The 14,763-nt window shown below is 70.1% G+C and carries 15 protein-coding genes, 1 tRNA gene and 1 other RNA gene; 3 read left to right on the top strand and 14 right to left on the bottom strand.

The window, feature by feature from the left end; all coding sequences use genetic code 11:
- Positions 1-50: 50 nt before the first annotated feature.
- Together ABZS40_RS03365 and ABZS40_RS03360 are read right to left on the bottom strand one after the other, a co-directional pair.
- The gene (locus ABZS40_RS03365) at positions 51-557 is read right to left on the bottom strand and encodes a hemerythrin domain-containing protein (RefSeq protein ID WP_354941412.1); all 507 of its coding nucleotides are present in this window, start codon (positions 555-557) and stop codon (positions 51-53) included.
- Positions 554-1,534 carry an aldo/keto reductase gene (locus ABZS40_RS03360; RefSeq protein WP_354941410.1) on the bottom strand — a complete coding sequence of 327 codons (981 nt, stop codon included), beginning with the start codon at positions 1,532-1,534 and terminating at the stop codon, positions 554-556. The genes ABZS40_RS03365 and ABZS40_RS03360 overlap by 4 nt, the downstream gene beginning before the upstream one ends.
- A gap of 70 nt (positions 1,535-1,604) precedes the next feature.
- Between ABZS40_RS03360 and mgrA the strand changes: the two genes are divergently transcribed.
- The gene (gene mgrA / locus ABZS40_RS03355; protein WP_354941408.1) at positions 1,605-2,600 is read left to right on the top strand and encodes an L-glyceraldehyde 3-phosphate reductase; all 996 of its coding nucleotides are present in this window, start codon (positions 1,605-1,607) and stop codon (positions 2,598-2,600) included.
- Positions 2,601-2,627: 27 nt separating this feature from the next.
- Here mgrA and ABZS40_RS03350 read toward each other — a convergent pair whose 3' ends face one another.
- Positions 2,628-3,548, bottom strand: a complete 921-nt coding sequence (locus ABZS40_RS03350; RefSeq protein ID WP_354941406.1) for a lytic polysaccharide monooxygenase — start codon at positions 3,546-3,548, stop codon at positions 2,628-2,630.
- Positions 3,549-3,672: 124 nt separating this feature from the next.
- Here ABZS40_RS03350 and ABZS40_RS03345 point away from each other — a divergent pair, with 124 nt between their 5' ends.
- Entirely contained in the window at positions 3,673-3,795 is a 123-nt protein-coding gene (locus ABZS40_RS03345; protein WP_030490864.1) for a 50S ribosomal protein L36, read from the top strand.
- A 78-nt stretch (positions 3,796-3,873) separates the two neighbouring features.
- Here the strand turns inward: ABZS40_RS03345 and ABZS40_RS03340 are convergent.
- Positions 3,874-3,946: transfer RNA gene (locus ABZS40_RS03340), tRNA-Ala, on the bottom strand.
- Between the two features lie 88 nt (positions 3,947-4,034).
- Positions 4,035-4,625 (bottom strand): YqgE/AlgH family protein, encoded by a 591-nt coding sequence (locus ABZS40_RS03335; RefSeq protein ID WP_354941404.1) that lies wholly within the window; start codon positions 4,623-4,625, stop codon positions 4,035-4,037.
- Positions 4,626-4,947: 322 nt separating this feature from the next.
- On the opposite strand from ABZS40_RS03335, the gene mdlC reads away from it, so the two are divergent.
- Positions 4,948-6,543, top strand: a complete 1,596-nt coding sequence (mdlC, locus tag ABZS40_RS03330) for a benzoylformate decarboxylase (RefSeq protein ID WP_354941402.1) — start codon at positions 4,948-4,950, stop codon at positions 6,541-6,543.
- Positions 6,544-6,549: 6 nt separating this feature from the next.
- Here the strand turns inward: mdlC and ABZS40_RS03325 are convergent, their stop codons facing one another.
- The 9 genes from ABZS40_RS03325 to pruA all read right to left on the bottom strand — a co-directional run bounded on the left by ABZS40_RS03325 (position 6,550) and on the right by pruA (position 14,729).
- Positions 6,550-7,503: a hypothetical protein gene (locus ABZS40_RS03325; RefSeq protein ID WP_354941400.1), complete on the bottom strand. Its 954-nt coding sequence runs from the start codon at positions 7,501-7,503 to the stop codon at positions 6,550-6,552.
- 45 nt (positions 7,504-7,548) lie between these two features.
- Complete coding sequence (locus tag ABZS40_RS03320) at positions 7,549-8,058, bottom strand: hypothetical protein (RefSeq protein WP_354941398.1); 510 nt, start codon at positions 8,056-8,058, stop codon at positions 7,549-7,551.
- A 256-nt stretch (positions 8,059-8,314) separates the two neighbouring features.
- Positions 8,315-8,690, bottom strand: a transfer-messenger RNA (tmRNA) gene (gene ssrA, locus ABZS40_RS03315).
- Positions 8,691-8,794: 104 nt separating this feature from the next.
- On the bottom strand, positions 8,795-9,274 hold the full coding sequence (gene smpB, locus ABZS40_RS03310; RefSeq protein WP_124854050.1) for an SsrA-binding protein SmpB: 480 nt from the start codon (positions 9,272-9,274) through the stop codon (positions 8,795-8,797).
- A gap of 148 nt (positions 9,275-9,422) precedes the next feature.
- A complete protein-coding gene (ftsX, locus tag ABZS40_RS03305; protein WP_354941396.1) occupies positions 9,423-10,298 on the bottom strand; it encodes a permease-like cell division protein FtsX in 876 nt (291 codons plus the stop codon).
- Between the two features lie 67 nt (positions 10,299-10,365).
- Positions 10,366-11,046: a cell division ATP-binding protein FtsE gene (ftsE, locus tag ABZS40_RS03300; protein ID WP_030331491.1), complete on the bottom strand. Its 681-nt coding sequence runs from the start codon at positions 11,044-11,046 to the stop codon at positions 10,366-10,368.
- Positions 11,047-11,164: 118 nt separating this feature from the next.
- Positions 11,165-12,286 carry a peptide chain release factor 2 gene (gene prfB / locus ABZS40_RS03295; RefSeq protein WP_354941394.1) on the bottom strand — a complete coding sequence of 374 codons (1,122 nt, stop codon included), beginning with the start codon at positions 12,284-12,286 and terminating at the stop codon, positions 11,165-11,167.
- A 121-nt stretch (positions 12,287-12,407) separates the two neighbouring features.
- Complete coding sequence (locus ABZS40_RS03290; protein ID WP_354941392.1) at positions 12,408-12,923, bottom strand: PadR family transcriptional regulator; 516 nt, start codon at positions 12,921-12,923, stop codon at positions 12,408-12,410.
- Between the two features lie 177 nt (positions 12,924-13,100).
- Complete coding sequence (gene pruA, locus ABZS40_RS03285) at positions 13,101-14,729, bottom strand: L-glutamate gamma-semialdehyde dehydrogenase (RefSeq protein WP_354941390.1); 1,629 nt, start codon at positions 14,727-14,729, stop codon at positions 13,101-13,103.
- Between the last annotated feature and the right edge of the window lie 34 nt (positions 14,730-14,763).

Genomic DNA, 14,763 nt, shown 5'->3' with positions numbered 1-14,763 from the left:
CATTCTGCTGCCCGGCCGGGTCCCGGCGACTCCCCCGTGCCGGGGAGATGTCAGCGGTGGTCGGCGACGTACCGCTGGGGGTCCTTGTCGCGGAAGGGAAGGTTGCGACCGTTCTTGTGCTCGCCGTAGAAGGTCAGCCAGCGTTGGCCCAGCTCGGCGCGGAGTTCGGTGCTGGCGTGCCGGCGGAAGTCGGGCAGCGCCTCGTCCTCCTCCTCGGCCAGGTGTTCGCTGTTCTCCCGGCGGGCGGTGCCGACCGCCTCCCACCACTGGTCCGAGCCGACCGGGTGCAGCTTCGCCTCGGCGATGGCGTCGCGGATCTTGTTGTGGTCGCCGATCGCGTCGGCGGTCTCGTCCTCGCCGTCGTCGCCGTGCTTGACCAGGTGTGGGTAGAGGATCGCCTCTTCCGCCTCGGCGTGGATGTCCAGGTGCAGGGCGAGGGCGTCCCAGATGGCGAGCATCTCCTGCTCGTCGCGGGCGTCGTCGAGCCGGGCGAAGCCACGCCGGAAGGCGGCGTGGTCGTCCAGGATCAGCGCGGTGATGTCGTCCACTGTGCTCACTTTCCGGTTGGGTTGCCGAACCGGGCACGCAGCATCGCCGGCATGGCGGCGAGGCCGGTGATCGGGCGGAAGCGTTTCGCGGCCTCGGCCAGCGCCGTGTACTCGTCGTCGGCGAGGTCGATGTCGGCTGCCGCCGCGTTGCGTTCCATCTGCTCGACGCCGGACGCGCCGGGGATGGCGAGCACGTTCGGGTGGCGCAGCAGGTACGCCAACGCGATCTGGCTGGGGGTGGCGTCGTGGGTGTCGGCGACCTGGCGCACCGTGTCGATCAGGGCCGCGCCGCGCTCCAGGTTCTCCGGCAGGAAGTACGGGTTGGCGCGCCGTACCGCGCCGGTCGGCGGGTTCCTGGCGTCGTAGCGGCCGGAGAGGAAGCCCTGCGCCAACGGGCTGTACGCGATGACCACCCGACCGGCCTGCCGCGCGTACGGCAGCAGGTCCTGCTCGGGTGCGCGGTCCAGCATGCTGTAGCGGACCTGGTTGCTGAGCACCCGCCGGCCGAGCGCCGCTTCGGCTACCTGCCAGCGGCGCAGCCCGTAGTTGCTCACGCCGACCTCGCCGACCAGCCCGACGTCCTGCAAGGTCCGCATGCCGCGCATTGTGGTGTGGTCGGCGACCAGCGGGTTGGGCTGGTGCACCTGGTAGAGGTCGATGCTGGTGACGCCGAGCCGGGCCGCCGAGGCGACCGCCCGCTGCTGCACCACTGCGGCCACCGGCAGCACCGGCAGGATCTTGCTGGCGACCACCACCTTCGGCCGGTCGTCGCCGAGGGCCGCGCCGAGGATGCGTTCGCTGCGTCCGAAGCCGTAGATCTCCGCGCTGTCGAAGACCGTCACGCCCAGCTCGACGGCCCGCCGGACGATCTGTGCCGCCTGCCGCTCGAAGTCCGGGCCATACCCCCACTCCCGGGAGCCGAACTGCCAGGTGCCCAAGCCGATCTTGGACAACGGTTTGGGGGTGTCGAGCGCAATGAAACGCATGGCGTCGAAACTACCCCGATGTCCCGGTTTCCACGCCCGATCCGCGTCACGGTGGGCCGGCACTAGGCTCATGATCGTGACTTACCTCGCCGCGGATGACCGCTACGACACCATGACCTACCGGCGCAGCGGACGCAGTGGCCTGCGGCTGCCCGCCGTCTCGCTCGGGCTGTGGCACAACTTCGGGCCGGACCGCCCGTTCGAACGGCAGCGCGACATCGTGCGCCGCGCCTTCGACCTGGGTGTCACCCACTTCGACCTGGCCAACAACTACGGCCCGCCGCCCGGTTCGGCGGAGGAGAACTTCGGCCGGATGCTCGCCACCGACCTGAAGCCGTACCGCGACGAGGTGGTCATCTCCAGCAAGGCCGGGTACCTGATGTGGCCCGGCCCGTACGGCGAGTGGGGCTCGCGCAAGAACCTGATCTCGTCGCTGGACCAGTCGCTGGGCCGGATGGGGCTGGACTACGTCGACATCTTCTACTCGCACCGGTTCGACCCGGACACCCCCCTTGAGGAGACGATGGGGGCGCTCGACGCCATCGTCCGCTCCGGCAAGGCGCTCTACGTCGGCATCTCGAACTACAACTCGCAGCAGACCACGCGAGCCGCCGCGATCCTGCGCGAGCTGGGTACGCCGCTGCTGATCAACCAGCCGTCGTACTCGATGCTCAACCGCTGGACCGAGTCCGACGGGCTGCTCGACACGCTGGAGCAGGTCGGCGCCGGCTGCATCGCGTACAGCCCGCTGGCCCAGGGCCTGCTGACCGACCGTTACCTGGGTGGCATCCCGGCCGACTCGCGGGTTCGCACCAGCGTCTTCCTCAACGAGAGCGACCTCAGCGAGGAGAAGATGGCCACGATTCGTGGGCTCGGCGCGGTCGCCGAGCGGCGCGGTCAGTCCCTCGCTCAGCTCGCGCTGGCCTGGGCGCTGCGTGACCCGCGGATGACCAGCCTGATCATCGGGGCGAGCAGCGTCGAGCAGTTGGAGACGAACATCGCCGCGCTGGACAATCTCGACTTCACTGCCGACGAGTTGGCCGAGATCGAGCGCCACCTGGGCTGAGCGCCGTCGGACCCCGGGCGGGTCGGGTCACCAGATCCGGCGCCGCCCGGCCCGGTGGTTGCGTACCTCGCACTGCCGGCCCACCGGTGCGGCGGCGCTGCGGCGGCGCCGTCCGGCACCGATCAGCAGCGCCAGGAGCAGCACGGCGGCGGCACCGGCCAGCACCGGCCACCGGTCGCCGAGGTTGGTCACCGACGCCACCGGCACGCCCGGGTCGGCCGCCGCCGCCACCGCCGGCCCCGTGGTGGCCGGTCCACTCGCGGCGGTACGCGGGGCAGCCGCCGTGCTCTTCGTCGCGGCGGCCTTCGCCGGGGTGGCGGTGGCCCTGGCACCCCGGAACACCACGTCCGAGCAGGAGTAGTAGGTGTCCGGGGTGTTGGAGTTCTGCCAGATCGTGTAGATCAGGTGTCGGCCGCTGCGGCCCGCCGGCAACCGACCCGCCAACTGGTACGCCCCGGCCCGCACCGGCGGGTCGGTCAGCGTCAGAAACGGGCGTGACTCCAGATCCGCCCAGGTCAGCCTCTTGCGGGGGTCGTAGTCGGGCGTGGTGACGTAGAGCCGGAAGGTGCCCCGGTGCTCGATGGTGGTCCGGTACCGGAAGGTGAATGTCGCGCCGGTGGTCAGCGTGGTACTGGGCCAGTCGGTGCGGGGCAGGTCCAGTCCCCGGTACGCGGACAGTCCGCCGCTGCACAGCTCACCGTCCGGGATCCGTTCCCGATCTCGCCCGTTGATCGTGGAAACGCGTATGTTGTCCCATTCGCGGACGGCCGCGCCGGCCTCGATCGCCGCCCGGCAGGCGCTGGTGGCCGCGTACCGGCCCTCGGGGCCGCAGGCCGCCGCGCGACTGATCGGGTCGGTCGGCGCACCGTGGGCGGCTGCGGGTGTGGCGGCCACTGGCACTGTCGCGGCAGCGACCAGCACCGTGGCGAGGAGCCGGCGTACGGGCATGAGGATGACCTCCGCCCAGAGGTACGGCCCGGAGACGGCAAAGGTTCGACGCCGGCCGGCCGGGAATCTGGCGGGTGGGTGCGGCGTTTCGATACTCGGAACCGCTTGCACCGAGGAGGCAGAGATGAAGGTACGTAGCTCGTTGCGTGCACTGAAGCAGAAGCCGGGTTCGGTGGTGGTCCGCCGTCGCGGCCGGGTGGTCGTGGTGAACCGCGCCAACCCGCAGTGGAAGAGCCGTCAGGGCTGATCCAGCCCGGCGTGATCTTGTCTTGAGAACAGTGAAACGCCCTGGTCGGATTATCCCGACCAGGGCGTTTCTCAAGGGTGGAGCCGAGGGGACTCGAACCCCTGACCCCCACACTGCCAGTGTGGTGCGCTACCAGCTGCGCCACGGCCCCTTGCTGTCGTCCCGGTCGCCCGGGCACTGGGAAACTATACACAGACCGGCAGGCATGGTCATCTCGCGGGGTCCCCCGCCGAGCCGGGTCAGTTGAGCGCCACGTCCGGTGGGAAGTGCGCGACGGCGGCCATCATCCCGCCCTGCCGCCGCAGCACCATCGGCCACAGGTCGTCGGGCCGGTCGACGAAGGCGTCCCCGGGCAGCCCGTCCAGCACGAACCAGGACCCGTCGGCGATCTCCTGCTCCAACTGGCCGCTGCCCCAGCCGGAGTAGCCGGCGAAGACCCGGATGCCACCGATGCTTTCCCGCAGCCGCTCCGGGTCGACCGAGAGGTCGATGGTGCCGACCGCCCCGGAAACCTGGTGGAAGCCCTTCACCCGGCGCATCGGGTGCCGCATCCGGGCCAGGCAGATGGCCGAGTCGGGCTGCACCGGGCCACCCTCGAAGAGCACCGCCGGGTGGCGGGCCAGGTCGCTCCAGTCACCGAGCACCTCGGCCACCGGCACCTCGGTGGCCCGGTTCAGCACCACGCCGAGCGCGCCGCCCGGCTCGTGGGCGACCAGCAGCACCACCGTGCGGTCGAAGTTCGGGTCCTTGAGCGCCGGAGTCGCGACCAGCAGCCGCCCGGTCATCAACTCCATCGCTCGTCCGCCGATCGCCTGGCCCTCTCCCTGCATGCCACACACCCGTCAACCGTGAGCCCGCGCCGAAGGCCGGTCATCGACCGGATCCGCCTGCCGCATCGGGTTCAGCCGCCCTGTCAACGCCATGCCTGGCACCATAGCCTGCGTGCTGGGTGCTGGCTAAGGTCTGACCGGCGGGTGATCGGACAGTTAAGACGAAGGGCCGGGGCACCCGACGGCGGACCTTGCGGTGATCGACCGATCGGGACCACCGGCGGCAGAGAAACGCCCGAAAGGTCCGTCACATCCCGATAGATTCGGCTGATCGGGAGGGCGACCGCGGTTGCCCCTGCCCGCGACACGGAGGCGGGTGGCGATGGCAACTGTCCGGGACGCGACGTACGACGTGCTCCGCACCCTCGGTATGACCACCGTCTTCGGCAACCCCGGCTCCACCGAGGAGCCGTTCCTCCAGGACTTCCCCACCGACTTCCACTACGTCCACGCGCTGCACGAGGCGACGGCCGTCGCGATGGCCGACGGCTACGCCCAGGCCAGCGGAGTGCCAGCGCACGTCAACCTGCACACCGCCCCGGGCACCGGCAACGGCATGGGCAACCTGGTCACCGCCTGGCACAACAAGACTCCGCTGATCGTCACCGCCGGCCAGCAGACCCGGGAGATGCTGCTCCTGGAACCCCGGCTGGCCAGCCGCCGACCGACCGAGCTTCCGCAGCCCTACGTGAAGTGGGCCTACGAGCCGGCCCGGCCGCAGGACATCCCCGCGGCGATGCTGCGGGCGTACGCGACGGCGGTGCAGCCACCGGCCGGGCCGGTCTTCCTCTCCCTGCCGATGGACGACTGGGCCCAGCCAGCCGACCCGCCGCCCGCGCCGCGAACGGTGGCCACCCGGTTCGCGCCGGACCCGCAGCGGTTGGAGGAGTTCGTCCGGGTGCTGGCCGGCAGCCGCAACCCGGTGCTCGTGTACGGGCCGGGGGTGGACCGCTCCGCGAGCTGGGCGACCGCCGTCGCGCTGGCGGAGCGACTCGCCGCGCCGGTCTGGTCGGCTCCCGCCACCGAGCGGGCGGTGTTCCCCGAGGACCACCCGCACTTCCGCGGCGTGCTGCCGTACGCGATCGGTCCGCTCGCCGAGGCGCTGAGCGGACACGACACGGTGCTGGTCGTCGGCGCCCCGGTGTTCCGCTACTACCCGTACGTGCCGGGCGGGCACCTGCCCGACGGCGCCCGACTGCTGCATATCACTGACGACCCCGACGAGGCCGCGCGAGCCCCGGTCGGTGACAGCCTGCTCAGCGACCCGGGGCTGGCCCTGACCGCGCTCGTCGAACGGGTGCCGCCGAGCGACCGGCCGGCACCCACGCGGCGGGACGCACTGCCACTGCCGGAGGTCGGCACCCCACTGAGCGCGGACGCCATGTTCGCCGCCCTGGCCGCACACTGGCCGACCGACGGCGTGCTGGTGCAGGAGTCACCATCCAATCTGTCCGCGCTGCGTCGTCAGCTGCGGATCAGCCGCCCGGCGTCGTACTTCACGATGGCCAGCGGCGGCCTCGGCTACGGTCTGCCGGCGGCGGTCGGCATCGCACTGGCCGAGCGGGACAGCGGGCGCGGTCGCCCGGTGGTGGCGGTGATCGGCGACGGCTCCTTCCACTACTCGGTGCAGGCGCTCTGGACGGCCGCGCGCCTGGCGCTGCCGGTGGTGGTCGTCGTCCCGGTCAACCAGCAGTACGCGATCCTCAAGGCGTTCGCCGAGCTGAAGCACACCCCCGGGGTGCCCGGCCTGGACCTGCCGGGGTTGGACGTCGTCGCGATCGCGGCCGGTTACGGCTGTGCCACGCAGGTGGTGGAGACCCCCGATCAGCTCGGCGCGGCGCTCGCCACCGGGCTGCGCGCCGACCGGCCCACCGTGTTGCCGGTGCCGATCAGCACCGACGTGCCCAGCCTCCTCTGAGCCGGGTCAGCGCGGTGCTGTCGACAGCGGGGCGCCGGTGAAGACGTCCAGCACCGGCCGGCTGCCCAGCGGCGCCGCGAGGGTGACGGTGACCGGCGCCAGTTTCAGCAGGGCGATGCATTCGCCGGTGGCCCGGGTGACGCCGCCACCGACCACCACGACGTCCGGCCGTTCCCACACCAGCGGCGTGATCCCGGTGTCGCACGCGCCGACGCCGAGCCGCACGGTCAGCCGGGCGCCGTCAACGGCGGCCAGGTCCTGGGCCGCCACCAACCCGTCCGGCAGCGGCCGGGCCGGCGCGGTGGGCTCGGGGACGGGAGTGACCGCCGTCGGCGCGACGGCGAGCCGGACCACCGGGGTGGCCAACTCCTTGATGGTGAACAGCCAGGCCGGGACCTGCGCCACGCCCCGACTCGTGCGCACCGGCACGGCGCCGAACGTGACACCGGTGACGGTGAGCGGGAGACACGCGGTCTGCGTGCTGCTCGTGGTCCACCCGTCGGGCCCAGGTTCGACGGTGGGGCCGCCGGGGGTGGGCCGGCCGGGCTGCTTCGGCCGCCCCGGGCAGGGCAGTGGGTCACCCTGGTCGAGCTGCCGGTACGCCTCGGCGGCGCTGACCAACGGCAGCGTCAGCCGTCCGTCCGGGAACTGGATCTCGCCGCCGACCCGGGTGGGGGGTATGCCGACCTGCTCGCGGTACCACCCGGCCCGGAAGGCCGCCTCGGTCTCGGGGGTGAAGCCCGGGTCAGCGGTGAGCACTGTCGGCCCCTCCAACGGCACGTAGCCAGTGCGCCAGTCGGGGCCGGGCCGCCACGCCTCGGCGACCTGAGCGGCCCGCTGGTCGAACGCCTCCGCGCCGCGCGTCGGGCTGCGCGGGCCGCCGGCCGGACCGGCGTCGGTCGCGGCACATCCCGCCACGAGCAGCAACGGGAGCACGAGCAGCAGGGCAGGCCGATTCATGTACGGTTCGACGCCTCCGCCGACCGACCGGTTCCCGACCTGGGCTCAGGTCTCGCCACCCAGGTCCGTCTGGTACGCCTCCCAGAGCAGGTCGGCGCCGCGCCGCCGATGCCGGGCCAACCTCCGCAGCAGATGCCCGGCCCGGTGTCGCAGCTCATCGGGGTGCGCCTCGGGCCGCTCGGCGATCTGCTGGACCGCCAGGATCGCGGCGACGATAGCCACGTGTTCCCGGGTCAGCAGCCGCACGCCGTGGACCAGTCGCGGCGACTGGGTGAGCAACTCCCGGTAGAGGCCGGTGGGGCCCTCGGTGACCCGGACGTGCTCGGCGAAGCCCTGGCGCACCGGACGCAGCCGAAGGAGAACGTCGTCGCGCCAACGCGGCTCGGTGCTGGCGACGGCGACGGCCCGGCCGAGGGCGTGCACGTCACCGGCGAGGCCGGCCGGGCGCGGCTCACCGGGTAGACCGATGGATTGGGGATCGGCGGGAAGCCCCGCCGGATGCGCGACGCGCGGTCGGGTGACGAGTGACGGCTGCTGGACCGGACCGGTGACCATGGCACCTCCCGCGCGGCGGCGCTGCTACCCCGTACCGCGATGGTGAGGCTGCCCGGCACGCCCTGTCCAGAGCCCTGAGCCGTCTCTTCTGCCCCTGTGAACCCACCGACCCCACCAGCCCCGCTGGTGCGCCCTCACCACCGCACGGGCCGCCTGCGACGTACGACCGCCTCAGTCGGTCGACTGGTGCTGAGCGTAAGACCCTTTCGACACAACGAAGCGCCCCGGCCGGTGGGCCGGGGCGCTTCGTTCGAGGTGGTGGAGGTGCCGGGAATCGAACCCGGGTCCTTCGCCGGTTTGTCAGGGCTTCTCCGAGCGCAGCTCGCTGTGCCTCTACTCGGCCCCACCGCTCACGCGAGCAAGTTGGTGTGACGGGCCCAGTCGCTGATTAATCTCGCCGCACGGACCCCGCGACCGGGTCCGATTGGCCAGCCTCCTAGCTGATGCCGGCTACTGGGACGAAGGCGTTCCCAGGCCGACAGACTTAGCTACTCGCCTCAGGCGGCGAGAGCGAAGTCAGCGCGATTTTGCTTGGCGCTTATAAGTTTCCGACGACCGATTCTCGAGACGACGTCGGCTTCCTCGGCTCGCTTCCCCTGTCGCTGCGTACGAAGTCGAAACCAGTCACCCCCTCGACAGGCCGCCGATGTGGCGGCACTGACAAGACTAACGCCTGCCGCAACAGCTTTCATCCCGAGCCCCGGGCCGGCACGCCGACCCGGACAAACAGGATGAGCTAGTCGTCCATGCCCTTGCCGCGTCGACCGGACACCCGGGCGATCTCCCGGTCCGCGTCCCGCTTGGCGAGGTCCTGACGCTTGTCGTACGACTTCTTGCCCTTGGCCAGGGCGATCTCGACCTTGGCCCAGCCGTCCGAGAAGTAGACCTGCAACGGGACGATGGTGAAACCGCCCTCGCGGGTCCTGCCGAGGAGCTTGTCGATCTCGCCCCGGTTGAGCAGCAGCTTGCGGGTACGCCGGGGCTCATGGTTGGTCCAGGTGCCCTGGGTGTACTCCGGGATGTGCATCGCGTGCAGGAACAACTCGCCGTCACGTTCCTGCGCGAACGCGTCGACAAGTGACGCACGCCCGGCCCGAAGCGACTTGACCTCGGTGCCGGTCAGCGCCATGCCCGCCTCGTACGTGTCGAAGATGGCGTAGTCGTGGCGCGCCTTCTTGTTGGAGGCGACCACCTTGCGCCCCTTTTCCCGTGGCATCGGTGCCACCCCCTCTCCTTCGTCAGCGGCCGGGCTCACCCCGGCCGGACAACCGATCATGCTACCCGAATCACAAGGACCCTCCCGCGCCGTTTATTTCCGGCTGCGGGAGGGCCCTCGGGAGACGACGGGACGACCCGTCCGGTGCCTAGACCCGCAGGTAGAAGCGCAGGGTGACCCAGGCGGTGCCCGCGCTGACCAGAACACCGACGCCGGCCATCAACGGGAAGATGAACAGGATGTCGCCCCAGGTGATCGGCGAGAGCAGACCCTGCAACGCGCTCAACGACCCGTCGAAGAGCAGATACTTCGCCGCGACCAGGGCCACCAGACCGAGCAGTGAGCCGATCAGGCCGGCCACCACGGCCTCCAGCACGAACGGCGCCTGGATGAACCAGTTGGACGCGCCGACCAGCTTCATGACCGCCACCTCACGCCGCTTGCTGTACGCGGCCACCTGAATGGTGTTCGCGACCAGCAGCAGGGCGGCGATCGCCATCACGACGGCGGCAGCCAGAGCGATGTTCTGGATCGAGGTGAGGATGTTGAAGATCTTGTCGAGCAGTCGACTCTGGTCGATGATCTCCTCGACGCCCGCGGTGTCCTTGTACTGGTCGTAGACGTTCTTGTACTGCTCCGGGTTGTTCAGCTTGAGCCGGAACGCCTCGGGCAGTTGGTCCGGCTTCACGGCGTTCACCAGGTCCGGCGCGTCCTGGTACATCTCCTTGAAGCGCTTGTACGCCTCGTCCTTGTTGACGTAGATGACGTCCTTGACCAGGGGGTCGCCATCGAGCTTGGTCTGGAGGTCGGTGCGCTCCTGCTCGGTCACCTCCTGGGTCAAGAAGATCGAGACTTCGATGTTCTTGTAGTAGAGGTCCTTCATGTCGTCGACCTGGCGGTACATGAGACCGCTGGCGCCGAGCATGGTCAGCGAGACCGCCATCGTGATGATCATCGCGATGGACATGGTCACGTTGCGCCACAGTCCGACCAGTACCTCGGACAGGACGTATTTCACGCGCATCGGGATTTCCTCCGGGTCTCCGGCATGAGGTGTTCGTCGTCAGGCTGCGCAGGGGTGGAGCGCCGGCTCACCCGTAAACGCCGCGGGCCTGGTCACGCACGATGCGACCGCTCTCAATCTCAACGACGCGGCGGCGCATCTGGTTCACGATGTTGGAGTCGTGGGTGACCATCACGACGGTCGTGCCGGTGCGGTTGATCCGGTCCAGCAGGCGCATGATCTCGATCGAGGTGTCCGGGTCCAGGTTTCCGGTGGGCTCGTCCGCCAGCAGGATCAGCGGACGGTTCACGAACGCCCGGGCGACGGCGACCCGCTGCTGCTCACCACCGGAGAGCTCGTGCGGATAGCGGTGCTCCTTGCCACCGAGCCCGACCAGCTCCAGCACCTCCGGCACGACCCGGCGGGCAACCGCCTTCGTCTTGCCGATCACCTCGAGGGCGAACGCCACGTTCTCGTAGGCGGTGCGGTTGGGCAGCAGCCGGAAGTCCTGGAAGACACAGCCGATCGAACGCCGGAAGTGGGGTCGCTTCCAGGAGCGCATCGACGTGACGTCCTTGCCGTTGACGACGACGCGGCCCTTGTTGGGGGCCACCTCGTGCAGCAGCATTTTGATGATCGTGGACTTGCCGGAGCCGGATGGACCGATGAAGAAGACGAACTCGCCCTTCTCGATCGAGACGGACACGTTGTCGAGCGAAGGCCGGGACGCCTTCGGGTACGTCTTCGTCACTTGCTCAAGCTGAATCACGGGTGGTGAGTCTACGCGGTGTAACAACTGAGCCAAGCCCCACGCCCCGCCGATCCGGCGCGAGTCGTCGAATCAGGCTCCTACCTGGAGATCGACGACGCGCTCCGCCCGCGCACCGTCACGCACCGTCGCCGGCGAGCTGCCGCTGCTTGCGCCAACGGATGCCCGCCTCGATGAAGCTGTCCAGATCGCCATCGAAGACCCCGCTCGGATTGCCGGTCTCCTGCTCAGTTCGGAGATCCTTCACCATCTGATACGGGTGCAGGACGTAGGAGCGCATCTGGTCGCCCCACGAGCCGGCCGCGTTCTCCTTGAGCCCCTCGAGCTTGGCCTGCTCCTCCTGGCGCTTGCGCTCCAGCAGTCGGGCCTGGAGCACCCGCAGCGCGGAGGCCTTGTTCTGCAACTGGGACTTCTCGTTCTGGCAGGTCACCACGATGCCGGTCGGGACGTGTGTCAGGCGCACCGCCGAGTCGGTGGTGTTGACGCTCTGCCCACCCGGCCCGGAGGAGCGGTAGACGTCGACCCGAATCTCGTTCTCCGGGATGTCGATGTGGTCGGTCTGCTCGGTCACCGGCAGAACCTCGACGCCCGCGAAGCTGGTCTGCCGACGACCCTGGTTGTCGAACGGGCTGATCCGGACCAGCCGGTGCGTGCCCGACTCGACGCTGAGCGTGCCGTAGGCGTACGGCACCTTGACCGCGAAGGTGGCCGACTTGAGGCCCGCCTCCTCGGCGTACGAGGTCTCATAGACCTCGGTCGGGTAGCCGTGCCGCTCCGCCCAGCGCAGGTACATCCGCAGCAGCATCTCGGCGAAGTCCGCGGCGTCCACGCCACCCGCGCCGGCCCGGATGGCGACCAGCGCCTCCCGGGAGTCGTACTCGCCGGAGAGGAGCGTGCGGACCTCCATCTCCTGGATGGCCTTGGTCAGCCCGGTGATCTCCGACTCGACCTCGGTCAGCACACCCGGGTCGGCCTCGGCCTCGGCCAGCTCCAGCAGCACCTGGGCGTCGTCGAGGCCGGAACGCAGGCTGCCCAGCTTGCTGATCTCGCCGTTGACGTACGACAGCTGCGAGGTGACCTGCTGGGCCTTGGCCTGGTCGTCCCACAGGTCGGGGGCGGAGGCCTCCTGCTCAAGGCGGGCCTTGTCCTCGTGCAGACGGTCGAGGTTGAGGACGGCCTCGATGTTTCGCAGGGTCGCGTCGAGTTCCTTGAGCTGTTCGGCGTAATCGGCAGCGGTCACGACACACAAGCGTACTGCGCGGACGAGGAGTGAGCTTGCGAGCCCCGCAGGTTCGCGCCAAATCGGCCCTGCGCTCCCGCTGCTGGAGCAGCGCGTCTGCTGTCGGCGAATCTGCCGGCCGTCACCCGACGGGGGCGGACTTCAACCACGACAGGGCCGCCCGGTGGTAGGCGACGGCGAACTCCAGCGCGCTGGCGTCGTACGTCTCGCCGTCCCGTTTGGCGTTCTTCACCTGCTCCCGGACCTGGGCGAGGGCCTCGGTGTGGTATTCGTTGGCCGAGGCGTACAGGCCCTTCAGCTGGCTGGCGGAGTGCAGGTTGCCGAAGGCCATCCGGAGCGCTATCGGGTTGCGGATGGTGTCCCGCCCCGGGTTCTCCGCGAGCCAGCGGGAAAACGTTCGTTTTCCGGTGGCGGTGAGTGCGTAGGGCTGGCTCATCCGCGGGCCCGGCTTGCCGAGCCGCACGAAACCCCGCTCAGCCAGCACCGGCAACTCGCGGTACACCTGACTGCGGGTCATCGACCAGTACGGCGCCAGACGGCGCTCAGCGGCGGCCATCAACTGACCGCCTGTCATCGGGCCCTCGTGGAGGAGGCCGAGCAGGGCCGCCGCCGTAGGGTTGACTCCGGAATCCGCCATGCCCACTACGCTGCCACTTTGCGCACCCGGCGTCCAGGATTTGCCGGTTTGCCACCCGACAGGACTTCCTAAGTGCACTGTCGGCGACAGACTGTCCGTTGAGGACTATCGATGGATTGCCACATTCCGGGCGTCCGCCGGCGGCGCCAACGCGCGCCGCCGGCGGGTCGGCGCCGGTCAGCCCATGTGGGGGTACGTGTGGTCGGTCGGCGGCACGAAGGTCTCCTTGATCGTCCGCGGGGAGACCCAGCGGACGAGGTTGAGCCAGGAGCCGGCCTTGTCGTTGGTGCCACTGGCGCGGGCGCCTCCGAAGGGCTGCTGCCCGACCACCGCGCCGGTCGGCTTGTCGTTGATGTAGAAGTTGCCGGCCGCGTACCGCATGCGTTCACCGACCGACTCGACGACCCGGCGGTCGGTGGCGAACACCGAGCCGGTCAGCGCGTACGGGGCGATCGACTCGGCCTGCGCGACCACCTCGTCGAACCGGGCGTCGTCGAACACGTGCACGCCCAGGATCGGCCCGAAGTACTCGGTGGTGAAGGTCTCGTGGGCGGCGTCGCCGCACTCGAAGAGCGTCGGTCGCACGAAGTAGCCGACCGAGTCGTCGGCGGTGCCACCGGCCAGCACCCGGCAACTGTCGTCGCCGGCGATCAGCTCCAGCGCGGCGGTGTGCCGGGCGAACGCCTTGTCGTCGATCACCGCGCCGCCGAAGTTGCCGAAGTCGGCCACGTCACCGTAGGTCAGCGAGTCGGCGGTGGCCGCCAGCCGGTCCCGCAGCCCACCCTCCCAGATAGAGCGCGGCACGTACGCCCGCGAGGCCGCCGAGCACTTCTGGCCCTGGTATTCGAACGCGCCGCGGATCAGCGCGGTGTGCAGCGCGTCCACGTCGGCGCTGGTGTGCGCGACGACGAAGTCCTTGCCGCCGGTCTCGCCGACCAGGCGCGGGTAGCCCCGGTAACGGGAGATGTTGTCGCCCACGGTCCGCCACAACTGCTGGAAGACCTTCGTCGAACCGGTGAAGTGGATGCCGGCCAGATCCGGGTCGGCGAGCACGACGTCGGAGACCTCCTCGCCCCGGCCGGTGACCATGTTGATCACGCCAGGCGGAAGGCCGGCGGCCTCGAACAGCCGCATGGTGAAGTGCGCGGCGAACTGCTGGGTCGGGCCCGGCTTCCAGACCACAGTGTTGCCCAGCAGGGCCGGCGCCGACGGCAGGTTGCCGGCGATGGCGGTGAAGTTGAACGGGGTGACCGCGTAGACGAAGCCCTCCAGCGGGCGGTGGTCGAAGCGGTTCCAGACGCCGGGCGAGGACGCCGGCTGCTCCTCGAGCAGGCGACGCGCGAAGTGCACGTTGAACCGCAGGAAGTCGATGAACTCGCACGCCGCGTCGATCTCCGCCTGGATCGCGGTCTTCGACTGGCCGAGCATGGTGGCGGCGTTGAGAGTGTCCCGCCAGGGACCCGCGAGCAGCTCGGCGGCGCGCAGGAAGATCGCGGCGCGCTCCTCGAAGGGCAGCGCCCTCCACATCGGCGCGGCGTCCTTGGCCGCCCTGGTCGCGGCGCGCGCGTCGTCGTGGGTGGCGTGCGCGGTCACCCCCAGCACGTGGGCGTGCTTGTGCGGCTGCACCACGTTGATCGGGTCACCGCCGGCCATCCGCTGCTCACCGCCGATGGTCATCGGCAGGTCGATGCGCTCGGCGGCGAGCTCGGTCAGCCGCCGCTGGAGCCGGTCCCGGTCGGGGCTGCCCGGCTCGTAGTTGCGAACCGGCTCGTTGCGCGGCTCGGGAACGGAGAACACGGCATCCATCAAGGCTCCTGGCGATCTCGACAGCAGTGGCGAA

The sequence above is a fragment of the Micromonospora sp. NPDC005324 genome (assembly GCF_040607155.1).
Lineage (GTDB): Bacteria > Actinomycetota > Actinomycetes > Mycobacteriales > Micromonosporaceae > Micromonospora > Micromonospora trifolii.
Note: the sequence above shows the minus strand (reverse complement) of the source record. Positions and strands in the feature narration are given on the sequence as shown.

Excerpts from the sequence above, each read along its gene's own strand:
- ABZS40_RS03335 (WP_354941404.1), bottom strand. The coding sequence starts at position 4,625 with ATGCAGGGAGAGGGCCAGGCGATCGGCGGACGAGCGATGGAGTTGATG.
- ftsX (WP_354941396.1), bottom strand. The coding sequence starts at position 10,298 with ATGCGCGTGAAATACGTCCTGTCCGAGGTACTGGTCGGACTGTGGCGC.
- ABZS40_RS03290 (WP_354941392.1), bottom strand. The coding sequence starts at position 12,923 with ATGGCGGATTCCGGAGTCAACCCTACGGCGGCGGCCCTGCTCGGCCTC.
- mgrA (WP_354941408.1), top strand. The coding sequence starts at position 1,605 with ATGATCGTGACTTACCTCGCCGCGGATGACCGCTACGACACCATGACC.
- ABZS40_RS03320 (WP_354941398.1), bottom strand. The coding sequence starts at position 8,058 with ATGGTCACCGGTCCGGTCCAGCAGCCGTCACTCGTCACCCGACCGCGC.
- ABZS40_RS03350 (WP_354941406.1), bottom strand. The coding sequence starts at position 3,548 with ATGCCCGTACGCCGGCTCCTCGCCACGGTGCTGGTCGCTGCCGCGACA.
- ABZS40_RS03345 (WP_030490864.1), top strand. The coding sequence starts at position 3,673 with ATGAAGGTACGTAGCTCGTTGCGTGCACTGAAGCAGAAGCCGGGTTCG.
- smpB (WP_124854050.1), bottom strand. The coding sequence starts at position 9,274 with ATGCCACGGGAAAAGGGGCGCAAGGTGGTCGCCTCCAACAAGAAGGCG.
- pruA (WP_354941390.1), bottom strand. The coding sequence starts at position 14,729 with ATGGATGCCGTGTTCTCCGTTCCCGAGCCGCGCAACGAGCCGGTTCGC.
- ABZS40_RS03360 (WP_354941410.1), bottom strand. The coding sequence starts at position 1,534 with ATGCGTTTCATTGCGCTCGACACCCCCAAACCGTTGTCCAAGATCGGC.
- ABZS40_RS03325 (WP_354941400.1), bottom strand. The coding sequence starts at position 7,503 with ATGAATCGGCCTGCCCTGCTGCTCGTGCTCCCGTTGCTGCTCGTGGCG.
- mdlC (WP_354941402.1), top strand. The coding sequence starts at position 4,948 with ATGGCAACTGTCCGGGACGCGACGTACGACGTGCTCCGCACCCTCGGT.